The sequence below is a fragment of the Methanothermobacter wolfeii genome (assembly GCF_025397995.1).
GTDB lineage: Archaea > Methanobacteriota > Methanobacteria > Methanobacteriales > Methanothermobacteraceae > Methanothermobacter > Methanothermobacter wolfei.
Window position 1 is genome coordinate 758,728 of the sequence record NZ_CP104550.1, and the last position, 17,115, is coordinate 775,842.

Below are 17,115 nucleotides of genomic sequence, written 5' to 3' on the forward strand. Positions count from 1 at the left end.
GAGAGGGCCGTTCCTCTGTATAATTCACTCTTTGAGGTTCAGGATGAACCTTAATCAGCTATTCTGGGGGTCAGCCAGTCTATAAATCCTGTTATATCATCACATCTTACCTTCACCATGATATCTCCGAGGGCAGAGACGGGTTCTTCAAGGACATTAACCCTTCCTATAAGTGCTGCCTGCTTGTTAATGTACATCATGGTTGAGTTGCCCCTCATATTGTTGAGGAGCACGGTCCTTGCTGTTGAGCGTATCCTTCTCTTCTCAAGGGCTTCCCTGAGTTCCATGAGGTCTTCAAGGCCCCCCTGTCCTGTGATCATTTCTTCCTGAATTTCAGGTTCAATTCCAGGGAAGACGTTGGTTATGGCCTCTGAAACCTTATCAGGATTCTCTGTGGGTTTAACAGGGGCTCTGATGGTTACCTTACATTCCATTAACCTTCCTCCATGTTAAAGGGATATTAGGTTTTATTCACCTTTCCCATGTTTTCTCACGAGCTTTTTAATTATGGATTCGGCCTGTTTTTTTATTTTCCATATCGGGCCCTCATTGACTATCATGTAATCTGAGGATGCTATAACATCCCCTATGCCGAATCCAAGTTCCCTTTCATCCCTTTCAACAAATTTAGTGTATTCTGATGAGTCATCCTCTCTTCTACGCCTCTTAAGTCTTCTGAACCTTGTCTTCCGGCTTGAGAATATGGATATCACCCTGAAGCCGGGGAAGTTCCTCTTAAATATCTCAACCTCGTAGGGGCTCCTGATCCCCTCTATGAGGAACATGTCTGCATCAGAGTTCTTTATGATCTCAACACATTTTTCAGCGACAACGTACTTTCCATGTTCCTTCCTTAGCCTGACCGCGGTTACACCAGGGTCTTCACCCCTCCTCCGTGCTTCATCCCGTATAACATCCCCCATCCGTATAACCACGAATCCCATGGACTCAGCTATCCTTGATACAACGCCCTTCCCTGCACCGGGCATCCCTGAAACTCCAATAACCATCATTGTCCCACTCTTATCTTTCTAGGTTAAAGTTCTGGATTGTATTTTCTGGTGTCAAGTATTTCCTACTCTTCTAGGTTAAAGTTCTGGATTGTATCTTCTGATGTCAAGTAATTTAATGGTTTCTCTCAAGTTCTCCCTGTTATCAAATTCCTCAAGGATCCTCTCAAGTTCCTCCCTTTCACTCCCCCTGAGTTCCCTGACAGAGGCTGTGATGGCAGGCACAGCCCTTACTATGTTATCTGTTATGCTTATACTCGCCATCCTTGATGTCCTTGAGAGGGGGTTGAGGTCGACTGTTATAACAGTTTTACCTGATTTCCTCAGGATCTCTGTACGGTCACCGTCCTCAAGGGGTACGAGGACAACGTCTGCACTGTAGATACCATCAGGGCTTGCCGTGGCCCTCGGGCTCATGATCCCGTCAATATGGGTGAGTTTATCCACTCCAAGGACCTCATCAGCCCCCTTATCCCTCAGGACCTCCTCTATCAGCTTCACCCGCCTGGGGGTCCGGTGGAAGAGGTTGATCTCAATTTTACCCTTTAATTCGCGTGCCAGTTTAACCATTTCACCGGGGACAAGTGCTGCTGTGTTACCGTTAACCGATAATACAGGCTTCCTGGCGAGGAGCAGTGCAGCTGCAGCCGCCCTTATAGCCCTTTCTGCTGGTTTAGTGGTCTCCTCTCCCAGGAGGTAATCGAAGGCTTCGCCTCTCCCGTGTGCTATCATCCCTGAATCTGCAAGGATGCCCCTCTGCCAGGCATCCACTATCATCTCCCTGAGCCTCAGTGAATGGTAGCGTGGATGGTCCTCTGAAATCATGTTAATCTATTGCACTCTACCAGTATAATAAGTTTATCAGGACGGATTACTTGATGTGCAATGCTGTATCAGGGCCACACTGTGGCCTCGCGATGTTCTGGAAAGGGCGGAGAATGACAGCTCATGTCCTTTATCATGTTCACATGGCTGCCGGGTTTTCATGAGGTGTCATTCACAGGTGCCTAAACTTTTATATAAAATCCAATATACTAATTAGGAGGGATAGATATGGAAGATGAAGTTGAAATTAACCGTAAACCACGCAGACCGCCATCAGACAGGAGTCTCTGGGGAGTCTACCTTGGAATCATACTGATCATCATAGGAATACTCTGGTTTGCCTTTGCTGCGGGTATAATACCGCCCCAGTATTCAAGGTTCTGGCCCCAGGCCCTTCTGGTGATTATAGGACTTCTGGTACTTATTAAGTCACTTAAAAAATGATTCATGGTGGTTATATGAAGAAACTCATGAAGCGACTTTCACTTGCCAGTGGAGTCTCTGGCTTTGAGGATGAGGTAAGGGATATTATTGCATCTGAACTTGCAGATCATGTTGATGAAATAGAGGAGGACAGTCTCGGTAACATAATCGCCGTTAAGAGGGGTTCAGGTCCGGTTATCATGCTGGCAGCCCACATGGATGAGATCGGACTCATGGTGAGGCACATAGACAAGAAGGGATTCATCAGGTTTTCAAAGATAGGTGGTATCAGCGACCAGATGATCCTCAACCAGGCTGTCTGGATACATGGAAAGCAGGGCAGGGTTGCAGGCGTGATAGGGTCAAAGCCGCCTCACAGGATGAAGGCTGCTGAGAGGAAGAAGGTAACAACCCATGATAACATGTTCATTGATATCGGTGCATCCTCAAGGGAGGAGGCAGAGGAACTTGTCTCTGTGGGTGACCCGATAACCTTCCAGGCCCCCTACGCTGAACTCCCAAACTCCAGGTTTACGGGTAAGGCCCTTGATAACCGTATAGGCTGTCTGGTCATGATTGAGGTCCTCAGGAGGGTTAACTCAGAGGCCACCGTGTACGGTGTTGGCACGGTCCAGGAGGAGGTTGGCCTTAAGGGTGCCAGGACATCTGCCTTCAGGATAAACCCTGACATGGCCGTTGCCCTTGATGTCACCATTGCAGGGGATCACCCGGGTATGAAGGAGGATGAGGCACCTGCTAAGCTTGGTAAGGGACCTGCCATTATACTGACCGATGCCAGTGGGAGGGGTATCATCACCCATCCACGTGTAAGGGAGTGGCTCATTGAAACCGCGGAGGAAGAGGATATTCCAGTGCAGATTGAGGTGAGTGAGGGGGGTACAACCGATGCAACCGCAATACACCTCACAAGGGATGGTGTACCAGCCGGTGTGGTTTCTGTCCCAACAAGGTACATCCATACAACAGTGAGCATGGCGAGCATGAAGGACATTGAGATGACGGTTGACCTCCTCGTTAAAGCCATTGAAAGACTCTAAAAACTCACCTATTTTTTCACTGGTTTAAGTCCGGTTCCATTATTCTTTTCCCGGAGCTCAGTTCCTCGCAGGGTGTTTTCACACCCCGATGAGCGGCATCCAGTTCAATTATTCTTTTCCGGGAGTCCAGATAGAATATTGATGGACTGTCATCCCACTGGTCATACACCTCCACTATATATTGAGGACCCCCGTTCCCTTCTTCAGGGATGGCAGGTCTTCTTCTCAGCATATCATCGGCGGTTTTCTCAAAGACCATGGTCATTTCAGGGAATTCGTACTGTCCTTTACTTTTCTCAGGAACTATAGCCTCTTCAAAGAATTCGTACTGTCTACTGATTTCAAAGATCCTTATCAGAATCTTCTTCAACCAATCACCCCCTGGTGAAATTACAGATAATAATTAATAATATATTATCATATATAATTATTACTGATGCTGGTGTGCAGGGACACGATGTTAAAGGCAGAAACTTTCCATGAGATTTAAAAAAAGTTTTCCATGGGAGAATTTCAGGGCCTATTCCTCAGGGACTTCAATCACACGGAGCCCATCATCCGATATCATGTAGGGTATGAACTCCACGGGGGTCCTTGTACTGCGCATCTTGATGATGTCCATGACCCTCTCTCTTCTACCGGTGTAGGGGTTCTCCCTCTTTATAAGCCTTATGGCGCCGTAGACGGCAAAGAGCGCTATCTCATTGAATTCCCTTGAGGTTGCGCTGTCAAGTATGATCAGGGTGGTTATGTTCCTTTTTTTGAGCTCATAGATAAGAAGGTCGAACTGGTCCCTGAACTCGTATGTTGTCAGCTTCTCTGTCTGACTCCCGATACTGTCAATGACCAGGACTTCAATATCATCGGGGATCTCACTGATTATCTTCTTGAGGTTTCCCTTTATGGGTTCTGCGCCGATGTGCATCTCTGCCTCGGTGAGCCTGGCCTTCACTGCCGTCAGGCTCAGTATACGCAGGGTGCCTGGTTCCAGGAGGTCACCGATGTCCCAGCCCAGGGAGCTGCACTGGATCCTGAGGTCGGTTTCATCCTCCTCTGTTGTTATGTAAAGGGTCCTGAGCCCTGCCCTGGCGCTCTGGATCGCGAACTGAAGCGCCATGATGGTCTTCCCTGAACCGGCATCACCCGTGATAAGAATGCTCCTCCCCACAGGGTATCCGCCTATTATCTCATCAAGGCCCTCTACACCCGTCCCTATCCTCTGTATCCCTTCATCACTCAATCAAAAACCCCCTATCAGTAATATTCTTCGGTTGCTTCCCCCATTTCAGGGAATTATTTTTCAGTGAGGTGGAATTCGAATGTCATGTTCTCATCCCTGCTCCTGAGTGTTGATGTCTGTATGACGCTTCCCCTTATACCGGTCCATGTGAAGCTCCTCATCAGCATGGCCCTGAATATCAGGGAGAATATTGGGTTCTTCCTTGCCTCGTCTATCCATGGGAAGGTTTTAAATTCAAGTATGTACCTCGCCTTCTCTCTTCGAAGCTCAGTCTCGATTCCCAGGTTCCCAAGGAAGGATGAAAGCCATTCTATGTAGGCCATAAAGACCCTGTTTGTATCGGCACCACCTGAGAGACCGAGTTTATCCATGGTCCTCTGGAAGTTGGGTTTAATGTTCTTCTCAAAACGATCAGCAAAATTCTTTATGATGGCATTACGCAGCTGGGGAGGGATGGATGATGCGAAGACAGGAACGGCCGAGACAACGAAGCCATAGAGTTCAGCCTTTGACCTTTCCCTGATGAGTTCCTCCCTCTTTTTCTCGGCCTCGATTCTGTCTGTGATGTCATGGCCTATTACCTGGATTAGACCCCTCTCGGTCGCCGTCTCAATGGACGCCGCATGGACCTCAATGAAGCGCCTTTCACCTTTAAAATCAAAGAATTCAGCCTCAAATGTTTTCTCTGAACCCTTAAGTTCAGATAGGGATGCCAGGGTTTTCTCTGAAATGAAACCCTTCTTCTGGAGGATTGAAACCCTTTTACCCTTCAGCGTGTCCCTCCTGAGACCCGTGAGTTTCTCAAATGCCCTGTTTACGAGTATTATCCTTGATTCGGAGTCAAGGAGCATTATATAGTCAGGGGACCTCTCGATGAGTGCCCTGTATCTTTCCTTACTCTCCTGGAGTTTGCTGTCCATCTTGTGCTTGTAGAGGGCCACCTCGATGGCGCTGTGAAGTTCACGGTCCTCAAAGGGCTTTATTATGTAACCGAAGGGTCCTGTGAGCTTCGCACGGTTGAGGGTCTTCTCATCGGAGTAGGCTGTAAGATAAACAACTGGTATGTTGAGCTCCTCCTTTATGACATCCGCGGCCTGTATACCGTCCATTTCACCCTTGAGGACGATGTCCATGAGGACAAGGTCCGGTTTCTCCTTACGGGCCAATTCAATAGCCTCCTCGCCGGAGGCGGCCATGCCAACAACACGGTACCCCAGGCCCTCGGCCCTGTGTTTGATGTCCATGGCAACTATACTTTCATCCTCAACAACAAGCAAACTCGTGGGTGACATGAAATCCTCCCGGCACATCCTTTAATAATAATTCCGGCTATCGTTAGTGATATGTTCCTATGACTATAAATACTTATTGAAGGGTCTTAGGGCACCGTGGTGGTGTTGAAGCGTCATTAACATTAAGGATGGGTTTATTCAGGGTTTCCTGGCCCTGAAGTGGCTGTGGATCCTCTCTGCAACATCCCTGTTCATGTTCCTGACGGCCATGATCTCCTCAACACTTGCCCTTCCAAGTTCATCCAGGCTCCCGAAGTGCTCCATAAGGGCTCTCTTTCTCATGGGACCAACACCCCTTATGCTGTCAAGCTCTGATTCCAGGGAACTCTTCTCACGCATCTTCCTGTGGTAGCTGACAGCGAACCTGTGGGCCTCATCACGGAGATGCCTTAAGACCTGGAGGGGGCCTTCTGATACCTCCACGGGACTGGAAAGGCCGGGGACGTAGATCTCCTCCCTCTTCTTTGCTATGCTTATTACGGGCACATCAACCCCCACCGACCTCAGACCCTCAAGGGCTGATCTGAGCTGGCCCTTCCCGCCGTCAATGAGTATAAGGTCAGGTTTATCCAGTTCAGGGTTTGAGTATCGTCTTTCAACAAGTTCCCTTATCATGGCATAGTCATCGGGTCCATCCGTCCTGATACGGTACCTCCTGTACTGTGAGGGTGCAGGTTTACCATCAATGAAGACGGCCACCGAACCGGCAGCCGACTCTCCTCCTATGTTTGATATGTCAAGGCCCTCAATTCTTCCGGGTATCCCTGGAAGTTTCAGCTCATCCCTGAGTTCAAGGAGCACGTCCCTCCTTTTACTCTTCTGTTTGAGGATCACCGAAGCATTCCTCCGTGCTATGTTAAGGAGCCTTCTCCCTGCACCCCCAGCCGGTGAGTGGATCCTGACAGGGGCGTCCCTGAGTTCAGAGAGCCACTCCTCTATCACGGCGTCCCTGACAGGGTGGTTCACGATTATCTCCCCCGGGATGTACCTGGGGATGCCATAGTACTGCTTTATGAAGGCCTCCATGACCTCGGTGTCCGTGGCGGACCCCTTCATTATGAAGTCATCCTTCCCTATTATCTTCCCGTCACGTATCTGCAGCACCACAACGGCAGATGTATCCCCTGAACCCTCTGAGGCTATGATGTCCTGGTCAAGAGAGTCGGTGAATGCAGCGTACTGTCTCTCCATAACATCACGTATTGATTCAATCTGGTCACGTATGATGGCGGCCCTCTCAAATTCAAGGTTCCCGGCGGCTTCATTCATCTCGACCTCAAGCTCATCTATGATCTCGGTGTAGCGGCCCTGGAAGAAGAGCTCAACCCTGTCAATGATCTCCATGTAGTCCTCCCTGCTTATACCCCCCGAGCACGGGGCGTGGCAGAGGTCTATCTGACTGTTGAGGCATGGACCATCCATCCTCCTGCAGCTCCTGACCCTGAAGAGGGACTTTATGAACTTCAGGGTCTTCCTGACGGCGCCGGTGTCAGTGAAGGGGCCGAAGTACCTTGCGGAGTCCCCTCCTATGGTCCTTGTTATGAGGACCCTGGGGTACTCCTCGTCAGTGATCTTTATGAAGGGGTACCTCTTATCATCCTTGAGCCTGACATTGTAGGGGGGCCTGTACCTCTTTATAAGGTTTGATTCGAGTATCAGGGCTTCCTTCTCATTCCCTGTGAGTATGTACTCTATACTGTCAAGGTGCCGCATCATGGCCCGGGTTTTGGGGTTATCGTTCTCCCTGAAGTAGGATGAAACCCTCTTCCTCAGGGAGATGGATTTACCAACATAGAGGACCTGGCCCCTGCTGTCACGGAATATGTAGACTCCGGTCTTATCTGGAAGTTCACGGTAGTCCTTAACCCTCAATTTATCCTCCCATCCAGTATTTCATTAATAGTTCATACGTTATGGTAAACGGTTCCGCTCTGCACAGCCTATACAAGTATCTTATTCGCTTCAGGGTAAACAGTTTCACACTACACAACCTATATATAATGCTACACTAAAATATATCTTCACCATAAAGGTCCTTATTTTCAGTGATCTGTGATGAAATTTAAACTGGTATCTGATTACAGACCCCTCGGGGATCAGCCAAAGGCCATAAGATCCCTTGTTGACGGTATAAGATCCGGGATGAGGGAACAGACCCTTCTGGGTGTTACAGGGTCAGGGAAGACATTCACAATCGCCAATGTCATTGAGGAGGTCCAGAAACCCACCCTTGTAATCTCCCACAACAAGACACTGGCAGCCCAGCTCTATGAGGAGTTCAGGGAGTTCTTTCCGGAAAACGCCGTCGAGTACTTCGTCAGCTACTATGACTTCTACCAGCCGGAGGCCTACATACCCCAGACAGACACCTACATTGACAAGGAGGCCTCAATAAATGATGAGATAGACCGTATGAGGCACTCCGCAACCCAGGCCCTCCTGTCAAGGGATGATGTCATCGTCGTATCAAGCGTCTCCTGCATCTACGGTATAGGAGCCCCCGCGGATTACGGTGAATTCACCATACACCTTGAGGTGGGCTCCAGGATGGACAGGGAGGAGATACTCTCAAACCTGGTCCACATGCAGTACGAGCGGAACGACGTTGAATTCAACAGGGGCCAGTTCAGGGTCCGCGGGGACACCATAGAGGTTAACCCGGTCCATGGAACCCCACCCATAAGGATAGAGCTCTTCGGTGACGAGGTGGACTCAATATCACTGGTCCACAGGGTGACGGGTAAAAGGCTCCAGGAACTTGAAAGGATAACCATATTCCCCGCCAAACACTTCGTGATACCGGAAGACCGCCTTGAGAGGGCCATAAAATCCATAGAGGAGGAACTCGAGGATCGTTTAAGGGTCCTCAGGAGTCAGAACAAACTCCTTGAGGCTCAGAGACTGGAGCAGAGGACACTCTTCGACATTGAAATGCTCAGGGAGATGGGTTACTGTCAGGGTATAGAGAACTACTCCATGCACCTCAGCGGTAGGAAGTGGGGTGAAAAACCCAACACCCTACTTGACTACTTCCCCGATGATTTCCTAACGGTTATAGACGAGTCCCATGTCACGGTACCCCAGATAAGGGGCATGTACAATGGTGACAGGGCAAGGAAGAATACCCTGGTGGAGTATGGCTTCAGACTCCCCAGTGCAAAGGAGAACAGGCCCCTGCGCTTCGATGAATTCCAGGAGAGCATCAAACAGGTGATATACGTCTCAGCAACACCCGGAAGATATGAGCTTTCAAGGAGCCAGAGGGTGGTTGAGCAGATCATAAGGCCAACAGGACTCGTTGACCCTGAGGTCCTGCTGAGGCCGGTCAGGGGACAGGTGGATGATCTGCTGGCAGAGATAAAGAAGAGGATCTCCAGGGGCCAGAGGGTCCTTGTAACAACCCTTACAAAGAGGATGGCCGAGGACCTCACCGACTACTATTCAAAGATGGGGATAAAGGTGAGGTACCTCCACTCGGAGATAGACACCCTTGAGCGTGTTGAAATCATCGATGACCTCAGGAGGGGTGAATTCGACTGCCTGGTGGGTGTGAACCTCCTGAGGGAGGGCCTGGACCTTCCAGAGGTTTCACTGGTGGCCATACTTGATGCCGATAAGGAGGGGTTCCTCAGATCAGAAACATCCCTCATACAGACTATAGGGAGGGCGGCAAGGAACGTTAACGGCCAGGTGATCATATACGCTGACAGGCTGACGGATTCTGTGCGGGCCGCCGTTGAGACCACCAACAGAAGAAGGAAGCTGCAGATAGAATACAACAGGAAACACGGCATAAAACCCCGGAGCACAAGGAGAACCCTTAAAGAGAAGAAGGACCCTGAAAAGATTGATGCCGGGGAGATACCCCCTGATGAGCTCAGGGTCCTTATAAAGGACCTTGAGGCTGAGATGCGTGCAGCTGCAAGGAACCTTGAATTTGAAAGGGCAGCCAGACTCAGGGACCAGATAATGTCCCTTAAGGGTTCACAAGGTTAGCGATTATTGAGTCATTCTCTGATAGATTAAGATTATTGAGGTATCATATGAGTGGAAAGATAGTTATTAAGGGTGCGAGGGAGCACAACCTCCAGGACATTGACCTTGAACTGCCAAGGGACAGGTTCATAGTTATAACAGGTATAAGCGGGTCAGGGAAGTCCTCACTCGCCTTTGACACGATATACGCCGAGGGCCAGAGGAGGTACGTGGAGTCCCTCTCAGCCTATGCAAGGCAGTTCCTCGGACAGATGAAGAAGCCTGAGATAGACTACATTGAAGGATTATCCCCTGCAATATCCATTGACCAGAAAACCACGAGGGTGAACCCGCGTTCAACCGTGGGGACCATAACAGAGATTTATGACTACCTGAGGCTGCTCTTTGCAAGGATAGGTAAACCCCACTGCTATGTATGCGGGAGGGAGATACAGCAGCAGACATCCACCCAGATAGTGGACAGTATAATGGAAGATGATGAGGGCGCAAGGATCCTTGTACTCGCCCCCGTGATAAGGGACCGTAAGGGGGAACACCAGCGGGTTTTTGAGAGGCTCAGGGGCCAGGGCTTTGCAAGGGTACGTGTGGATGGCGAGATACATGAACTCGGGGAGGACTTCAACCTTGAAAAGAACAGGAAGCACTCAATAGAGGTGGTTGTGGACCGCCTTGCAGTCAGGAAGGACACGGAGTTCAGGAAGAGACTGGCAGATTCCGTTGAAACAGCACTCCAGCTCGGTGAGGGTACAATAAAGGTACTATACCATGACACCGGCGAGGAGAAGGTCTACAGTGAACACTTCGCATGCCCTGACTGCGGCATAAACTTTGAGGAGATAAGCCCCAGGATGTTCTCCTTCAACAGTCCCCACGGAGCATGCCCCGAGTGCAATGGCCTTGGAAGCAAGCTTGAAATCGACCCTGACCTGGTGGTGCCCTACCCCGAGAGGTCCATAAATGAGGGCGCCATCGTACCCTGGAGTAAATCAGGGAAAAGGGATAACTACTACCACCAGATGCTAGAGGCCGTGGCGGATCACTTCGGCTTCAGCCTCGACACACCCTTCAGGGACCTTAAAGAGGAACACAGAAGAGCAGTACTCTACGGGACCGATGAAAAGATACAGTTCGTATTTCAGAGGAAAAACAGGACCTACAGGGTTAACAGGCGATTCGAGGGCGTGATACCCAGGATGGAAAGGATCTACATGGAGACAAAATCTAACTACATGAGGACCTATATAGGGAAGTTCATGAGCAACCATGCGTGTCCGGTCTGCAGGGGAAGCAGGCTCAGACCAGAGAGCCTCTCAGTTACCGTCGGGGGTAAATCAATACATGAAGTCACCGAGATGTCAATCTCAGAGGCCAGGGACTTCTTCGAATCCCTTGAACTCACCGAGAGGGAGGAGTACATTGGAAGGGAGGTCCTCAAGGAGATACGTGAAAGGCTGAACTTCCTCGTGGATGTGGGCCTCGACTACCTCACACTCTCAAGGTCATCAGGGACGCTTTCAGGCGGAGAGGCCCAGAGGATACGGCTGGCAACCCAGATAGGCTCGGGCCTTGTGGGGGTACTCTACATACTGGATGAGCCAAGCATAGGACTGCATCAGAGGGACAACAGGCGCCTCATAAGGACCCTCGAGAGGCTCAGGGACCTTGGAAACACCCTGATAGTGGTGGAACACGATGAGGAGACAATACGCTCCGCCGATCACGTGGTTGACATAGGACCAGGGGCAGGCGAACACGGGGGCCACGTGGTTGCACAGGGAACGCCCGAGGAGATAATGGAGGACCCTGAATCCCTCACAGGCGCATACCTCTCAGGAAGGAAAACCATACCGGTACCCGAGTTCAGGAGGAAGCCATCAGGAAGGTACATCACAGTGAGGGGGGCGAGGGAGAACAACCTCAGGGACATCGATGTAAGGTTCCCTGTGGGCCTCTTCACCTGCGTCACCGGGGTCTCGGGGTCAGGTAAGAGCACCCTGGTGAACGAGATACTCTACAGGGGCGTCTACGAGCTCCTGAACCACAAGCACATGAACGCAGGAAGCCACAGGGACATCGAGGGGCTTGAACACATTGACAAGGTCGTGATAATAGACCAGTCACCAATAGGGAGGACGCCCAGATCAAACCCGGCGACCTACACCGGTGTCTTCACACCTATAAGGGAACTCTTCGCCCAGACACCCGAGGCAAAGAAGAGGGGTTACCGTCCGGGCAGGTTCAGCTTCAACGTCAAGGGTGGGCGCTGCGAGGCCTGCAGCGGTGATGGTATAATCAAGATAGAGATGCACTTCCTTGCAGACGTCTACGTGCCATGTGAGGTATGCAGGGGGCGTAGATACAATGATGAAACCCTCGAGATAAGGTACAGGGGGAAGAACATTGCAGAGGTCCTTGAGATGACCGTTGAGGAGGCCCTTGAATTCTTTGAGAACATACCATCACTCAGGAGCAAACTCCAGACCCTCTACGATGTGGGCCTTGGCTACATAAAACTCGGCCAGCCCGCAACAACCCTCTCTGGAGGGGAGGCCCAGAGGGTTAAACTTGCAAAGGAGCTGGGCAGGAGGAGCACAGGCAGAACCCTCTACATACTTGATGAACCCACAACAGGACTCCACTTCGATGATATAAGGAGGCTCCTGGACGTCCTGGGACGCCTTGTTGATGCAGGGAACACCGTGGTTGTCATAGAACACAACCTTGACGTTATAAAGTCAGCGGACCACATCATAGACCTGGGCCCAGAGGGAGGTGACCGTGGAGGACTTGTGGTTGCAGAGGGGACACCTGAGGAGGTTGCAGCTTCAGGGACACATACAGGCCGCTTCCTGAGGGAGGTCCTCGCTGAAAGATCCTCCGGGGGTGAGGTGGCCGAGAAGGACACGGCCAAATAATTCCCTCCATGATCATCCATTTCTCCCTCCAGGACTTAGTAAAGGGCTTTCAGACCATTATCCTGAGATCATTCCCCTATTTTTCACAGCAGCAGAGAATTGAGGAAATTTTTTATATGAAGTGGCACAGAAATTCTATGTGGTAATCATGAAATACCTTGAGGAGATCTCGATGATCATTGCAGCATCCATCATGATGCTTGCAGTTAACTGGAATCCTGGAATCGCAATGTTTCTACCCCTCATAACCATTGGACGACCCTCTCTGAAGTCTGTGAGAATGGCCCTGCTTCTAGTGGCAGTCTTCACGGCGCTTATTCTTATCCAGCCAATGGCCGGTGCAGCCGGAATTAACCTCCCCGATGAGCTCTTCAGGCTGGTTCTCCTGATGCTCTTCATAGTCATGGTGGCCCTTCTCATTGAGAGGGTTGAGAAGGTCCGGTCCTGAGGGAACTTAACAGGGAACTTAAAAGGCAGGCAGAGAGACTGGAAGATGCAAATAAGGAGCTTGAAGCCTTCGCATACTCTGTATCCCATGACCTCAGGGTCCCCTTGAGGGCGATAGATGGGTTTTCAAGGATACTCGTGGAGGACTATGAGGACAAACTTGATGAGGAGGGTGTCAGGCTCCTTGGAATCATAAGGGATAACACCAAGAAGATGGGGCAGCTCATCGATGACATACTCATGCTCTCAAGGGCCGGAAGACAGGATATGAAACTTGACAGGCTCGACATGAAGGCCCTTACAGAGTCCGTATACAGGGAACTTGCAGATCAGGAGGACAGGGCCATAGAGTTCTCGGTTGCTGATCTTCCCCCGGCCTATGCGGACCGGGCCCTCATGACCCAGGTGCTCAGCAACCTCCTCTCCAACGCCATCAAGTTCACCCGGGAGAGGAACCCTGCAAGGATAGAGGTTGGCTTCTATGAGGAGGACGATGAATACGTGTATTACGTCAGGGACAACGGGGCCGGCTTCGATATGAAGTATGTGAATAAACTCTTCGGACTCTTCCAGAGACTCCACAGCTCCGATGAATTCGAGGGCACCGGCGTGGGGCTTTCAATAGTCCAGAGGATTATAAGGAGGCATGGAGGAAGGGTCTGGGGTGAGGGTGAAGTTGACAGGGGAGCCACCATCTACTTCACACTTCCAAAGGCGGTGAGAGAATGATTGATGCGGACATACTGCTGGTTGAGGACAACCCAACAGATGCAGAGCTTACCATGAGGGCACTTAAGAAGAACAACCTTGCAAACAAGCTTCATTGGGTTAAGGATGGTGAAGAGGCCCTTGATTACATATTTGCAAGGGGAAAGTACGCAGACAGGGACCCCGGGAACATACCGAAGCTCATCCTCCTGGACCTCAGGATGCCCAAGGTCGATGGGCTTGAAGTCCTCCAGGAAATCAAGAGGGATGAGACAGCAAGCAGGATACCCGTAGTGGTACTCACATCCTCCAAGGAGGATGAGGACATAGTTGAGAGCTATAAGCTTGGAGTTAACAGTTACGTCAGCAAGCCGGTGGAGTTTGATGAGTTTATAAGTGCCGTGTCCACCCTCGGCTTCTACTGGATGCTTATAAACCAGCCACCTGAATAGCAGGGAATCTTTCAGAGGATTTAGAATGGCAGACAGGGTTAAGGTGCTGATACTTGAAGACGTACCCATTGATGCAGAGCTCATCGTAAGGGAACTTAAAAGGGACGGTATTGAGTTTGACCATGTCACAGCAGATGATGAGGATTCCTTCAGAAGGGCCCTTGATGAATTCAAACCTGACATAGTCCTGGCAGACCACTCCCTCCCCAGCTTTGACGGGGTGTCAGCCCTTAAAATAGTCAAGGAAAAAAATGACATACCCTTTATATTTGTGAGCGGGAAGATAGGGGAAGAATTCGCTGTTGAGATGCTGAAGGCCGGGGCAACGGATTACGTGCTGAAGAGCAACCTTTCAAAGCTCCCCCTTGCAGTAAGGAGAGCCCTTGATGAGGCTGCTGAGGAGAGGAAGATCAAAGAGGCCCAGAGGGCCCTTGAGGAGAGTGAAAGGAAATACAGGGCCCTCTTTGAGAAATCAGGGAACCCCATATTCATCTGCGCAACCGATGGAACCGTCCTCGACGTCAACCCGGCCGCCGCCGGGTTCCTGAAATCATTCCATGAGGATATCACAGGAAAGAACCTCCGTGAATGGGTAAGGGAGGATGACTTCAGGAAGCTTTTCACCATGGTGAGAGCGGCCTTGTGAAGTTCAATGTTGGATTGAGGGGTCGTCTGCTGGACGTGTCCATGACGGCCGTGGACATGGGCGGGGAGAAGATCATCTACCTCCTGGGTAAGGATGTAACCTACCAGAAACACATTGAAAAGGAACTCAAATCCAGGAAGGAGGAGTACAGGGTCATATTTGAGAACACAGGTACACTTACACTGATCTGTGGCAGTGACATGGTAATAGAACTTGTTAACGGCGCCTTCGAGAGTTTCTCAGGTTACAGCAGGGGTGAGATTCAGGGGCAGATGAAACTCACAGACTTTGTTGATCCATCAGACAGGGGGAGGATCGAGGCATACCACAAGCTCAGGCTCTTAAAACCCGATGCAATACCCAGAAACTTTGAAGTCAGGCTTCAGAGCAGGAGGGGTGATGAGGGGAATTTCTTTGCAACCATGGTCACCCTTCCAGGTGAAAAATGCCTCATATCCCTCATGGACATAACAAAGAAGAAGATGGTGGAGGAACGCCTCAGAAAGTCCCTGAGGGAGAAGGAACTCCTTTTAAGGGAGATCCACCACAGGGTCAAGAACAACCTCCAGATAATATCAACGCTGCTGATGCTCCAGGCATCCACAACCAGCGACCCCCGCCTTGAGGAACTCTACAGGGAGAGCCAGCACAGGATAGACGCCATATCCCTCATACACGAGAAACTCTATGAGTCAAGGGATGTGTCCAGCATAAACCTCAGGGACTACATCAAGACGCTCATCGGGGACCTCCTGGAGTCCTATGGAACCGGAAAAAGGGTGAATGCAAGGGTAAAGGTTGAGGATATAAGGCTCAACATAGAGACAGCCATCCCATGCGGCCTCATAATCAATGAACTGGTATCAAATTCCCTTAAATACGCCTTCCCTGACGGTGAGGGTGAGGTCACGGTTGAGGTTAAAAGAAGGGGGGACTGCTACAGGATGCTGATATCTGATGATGGCGTGGGACTGCCAGAGGACCTTGACCCGGAAAGGGTGAACACCCTGGGGCTGCGGATAGTTAAGAACCTTGTGGAGCAGATAAACGGGGAACTTGAAATCAAAAGGCCAGCGGAGTTCATAATAACCTTCACCGAAGTTGAATACCACAGGAGGTTCTGAGGGCATCTGCTGTAATCTGCAAGGACTTACAGATACATGAAATATGATGGGGGTAACAGCCCTCCTTAATCGTCAGTGAAGGAAGACAATATCTGATTGATAGTCAAGAGGTATTTTTATGGCCAGAATTCTTGTTGTTGAGGACGAGGCAATAGTTGCCATGGGAATAAAACATAAACTTGAGACAATGGGTCATGAGGTTGTTGATACAGTCTCAACAGGCAAAGACGCCATAAGGGCCAGTAAGATCCATGAACCGGACCTTGTCCTCATGGACATTGTCCTCAAGGGTGAAATGGACGGTATAGAGGCGGCCAGGAAGATCAGGGACAGGTTCAACATACCCATAATCTACCTGACAGCCTACGCCGATGAGGAGATGCTCACACGCGCCAAGGTCACCGAGCCCTACGGTTACATAGTCAAACCCTTCAAATCCTCTGAGCTCAACGCAAATATAGAGATGGCCATATACAGACACCGGGCCGCCATGAGGGAGAAGGAGCTGATGAAGAAGCAGATAATCTCAGACTTCTACAACTTCATCATCAATGCAATGCCATCGGCCGAAGCAGATGAGGATGCCATCAGGAAACTTCTATCAGCCATATTCAGGGAGAGGATCACAGAGGAACTCGCACCGGGATTTAAGGCCCACATGGAGGAATACTCCGATGAGGACAGCCTTGAGGCCTACCTTGCATGGGTTGCGGATATATTTGAGAACTTCACGGTGAGGGTGGGGTTCCTTGAGGATGATAAAAACGTCTACGTTGAATTTGAAAACTGCCCGTGGTTCGAGGATGCCAGGAAGAATCCGGGCTTCTGTCTTAACTGTGAGGGAATCCTCAGGTTAAGCTTCGGATGGAGCAAACTTCCAGGAAACTTTGAGGTTATGGACCGCATCGTGAACGGGGGAGAAAGGTGCCTCTTCAGGTTTGGTGTGAAGTAACTGGAGATGTTATCGTCCAGACTGAGC

General features: G+C 50.3%; 17 protein-coding genes. 10 read left to right on the plus strand and 7 right to left on the minus strand.

Annotated features, from left to right (window positions below):
- Window positions 1-50: 50 nt before the first annotated feature.
- From N5910_RS04235 to N5910_RS04245, 3 genes are all read right to left on the minus strand, one after another.
- On the minus strand, window positions 51-434 hold the full coding sequence (locus N5910_RS04235) for an RNA-binding domain-containing protein (protein WP_074358872.1): 384 nt from the start codon (window positions 432-434) through the stop codon (window positions 51-53).
- A 33-nt stretch (window positions 435-467) separates the two neighbouring features.
- A complete protein-coding gene (locus N5910_RS04240; protein WP_074358873.1) occupies window positions 468-1,013 on the minus strand; it encodes an AAA family ATPase in 546 nt (181 codons plus the stop codon).
- A gap of 75 nt (window positions 1,014-1,088) precedes the next feature.
- A complete protein-coding gene (locus tag N5910_RS04245) occupies window positions 1,089-1,835 on the minus strand; it encodes a 4-phosphopantoate--beta-alanine ligase (RefSeq protein WP_074358874.1) in 747 nt (248 codons plus the stop codon).
- Between the two features lie 228 nt (window positions 1,836-2,063).
- On the opposite strand from N5910_RS04245, the gene N5910_RS04250 reads away from it, so the two are divergent.
- A complete protein-coding gene (locus tag N5910_RS04250; RefSeq protein WP_074358875.1) occupies window positions 2,064-2,279 on the plus strand; it encodes a hypothetical protein in 216 nt (71 codons plus the stop codon).
- Between the two features lie 14 nt (window positions 2,280-2,293).
- A complete protein-coding gene (locus N5910_RS04255) occupies window positions 2,294-3,316 on the plus strand; it encodes a M42 family metallopeptidase (RefSeq protein ID WP_074358876.1) in 1,023 nt (340 codons plus the stop codon).
- Between the two features lie 16 nt (window positions 3,317-3,332).
- Here the strand turns inward: N5910_RS04255 and N5910_RS04260 are convergent, their stop codons facing one another.
- The 4 genes from N5910_RS04260 to uvrC form a co-directional block, all read right to left on the minus strand.
- A complete protein-coding gene (locus N5910_RS04260) occupies window positions 3,333-3,686 on the minus strand; it encodes a hypothetical protein (protein ID WP_074358877.1) in 354 nt (117 codons plus the stop codon).
- 150 nt (window positions 3,687-3,836) lie between these two features.
- Window positions 3,837-4,556, minus strand: a complete 720-nt coding sequence (locus N5910_RS04265; RefSeq protein ID WP_238337987.1) for an ATPase domain-containing protein — start codon at window positions 4,554-4,556, stop codon at window positions 3,837-3,839.
- Window positions 4,557-4,609: 53 nt separating this feature from the next.
- On the minus strand, window positions 4,610-5,833 hold the full coding sequence (locus N5910_RS04270; protein ID WP_261599837.1) for a methanogen output domain 1-containing protein: 1,224 nt from the start codon (window positions 5,831-5,833) through the stop codon (window positions 4,610-4,612).
- A 153-nt stretch (window positions 5,834-5,986) separates the two neighbouring features.
- Window positions 5,987-7,720, minus strand: coding sequence for an excinuclease ABC subunit UvrC (gene uvrC, locus N5910_RS04275; RefSeq protein ID WP_074358879.1), 1,734 nt, complete (start codon window positions 7,718-7,720; stop codon window positions 5,987-5,989).
- A gap of 180 nt (window positions 7,721-7,900) precedes the next feature.
- Here uvrC and uvrB point away from each other — a divergent pair, with 180 nt between their 5' ends.
- The 8 genes from uvrB to N5910_RS04315 all read left to right on the plus strand — a co-directional run bounded on the left by uvrB (window position 7,901) and on the right by N5910_RS04315 (window position 17,088).
- Entirely contained in the window at window positions 7,901-9,844 is a 1,944-nt protein-coding gene (gene uvrB / locus N5910_RS04280; protein WP_074358880.1) for an excinuclease ABC subunit UvrB, read from the plus strand.
- Between the two features lie 47 nt (window positions 9,845-9,891).
- Window positions 9,892-12,759 (plus strand): excinuclease ABC subunit UvrA, encoded by a 2,868-nt coding sequence (uvrA, locus tag N5910_RS04285; protein ID WP_074358881.1) that lies wholly within the window; start codon window positions 9,892-9,894, stop codon window positions 12,757-12,759.
- A gap of 148 nt (window positions 12,760-12,907) precedes the next feature.
- Entirely contained in the window at window positions 12,908-13,207 is a 300-nt protein-coding gene (locus N5910_RS04290) for a hypothetical protein (protein ID WP_261599838.1), read from the plus strand.
- Between the two features lie 104 nt (window positions 13,208-13,311).
- Entirely contained in the window at window positions 13,312-13,935 is a 624-nt protein-coding gene (locus tag N5910_RS04295; RefSeq protein ID WP_261599839.1) for a sensor histidine kinase, read from the plus strand.
- The gene (locus N5910_RS04300) at window positions 13,932-14,366 is read left to right on the plus strand and encodes a response regulator (RefSeq protein ID WP_074358882.1); all 435 of its coding nucleotides are present in this window, start codon (window positions 13,932-13,934) and stop codon (window positions 14,364-14,366) included. Before N5910_RS04295 ends, N5910_RS04300 begins: the two co-directional genes overlap by 4 nt.
- Window positions 14,367-14,391: 25 nt before the next feature.
- A complete protein-coding gene (locus tag N5910_RS04305) occupies window positions 14,392-15,012 on the plus strand; it encodes a response regulator (RefSeq protein ID WP_261599840.1) in 621 nt (206 codons plus the stop codon).
- The gene (locus tag N5910_RS04310) at window positions 15,009-16,136 is read left to right on the plus strand and encodes a sensor histidine kinase (RefSeq protein ID WP_261599841.1); all 1,128 of its coding nucleotides are present in this window, start codon (window positions 15,009-15,011) and stop codon (window positions 16,134-16,136) included. Before N5910_RS04305 ends, N5910_RS04310 begins: the two co-directional genes overlap by 4 nt.
- A gap of 118 nt (window positions 16,137-16,254) precedes the next feature.
- A complete protein-coding gene (locus N5910_RS04315) occupies window positions 16,255-17,088 on the plus strand; it encodes a methanogen output domain 1-containing protein (protein ID WP_074358884.1) in 834 nt (277 codons plus the stop codon).
- The last annotated feature ends 27 nt before the right edge of the window (window positions 17,089-17,115 follow it).

What these genes read in the sequence shown, in the direction of transcription:
- N5910_RS04235 (WP_074358872.1), bottom strand. Translation starts at nt 434, where the DNA reads ATGGAATGTAAGGTAACCATCAGAGCCCCTGTTAAACCCACAGAGAAT.
- N5910_RS04240 (WP_074358873.1), bottom strand. Translation starts at nt 1,013, where the DNA reads ATGATGGTTATTGGAGTTTCAGGGATGCCCGGTGCAGGGAAGGGCGTT.
- N5910_RS04245 (WP_074358874.1), bottom strand. Translation starts at nt 1,835, where the DNA reads ATGATTTCAGAGGACCATCCACGCTACCATTCACTGAGGCTCAGGGAG.
- N5910_RS04250 (WP_074358875.1), top strand. Translation starts at nt 2,064, where the DNA reads ATGGAAGATGAAGTTGAAATTAACCGTAAACCACGCAGACCGCCATCA.
- N5910_RS04255 (WP_074358876.1), top strand. Translation starts at nt 2,294, where the DNA reads ATGAAGAAACTCATGAAGCGACTTTCACTTGCCAGTGGAGTCTCTGGC.
- uvrA (WP_074358881.1), top strand. Translation starts at nt 9,892, where the DNA reads ATGAGTGGAAAGATAGTTATTAAGGGTGCGAGGGAGCACAACCTCCAG.
- N5910_RS04290 (WP_261599838.1), top strand. Translation starts at nt 12,908, where the DNA reads ATGAAATACCTTGAGGAGATCTCGATGATCATTGCAGCATCCATCATG.
- N5910_RS04300 (WP_074358882.1), top strand. Translation starts at nt 13,932, where the DNA reads ATGATTGATGCGGACATACTGCTGGTTGAGGACAACCCAACAGATGCA.
- N5910_RS04305 (WP_261599840.1), top strand. Translation starts at nt 14,392, where the DNA reads ATGGCAGACAGGGTTAAGGTGCTGATACTTGAAGACGTACCCATTGAT.
- N5910_RS04315 (WP_074358884.1), top strand. Translation starts at nt 16,255, where the DNA reads ATGGCCAGAATTCTTGTTGTTGAGGACGAGGCAATAGTTGCCATGGGA.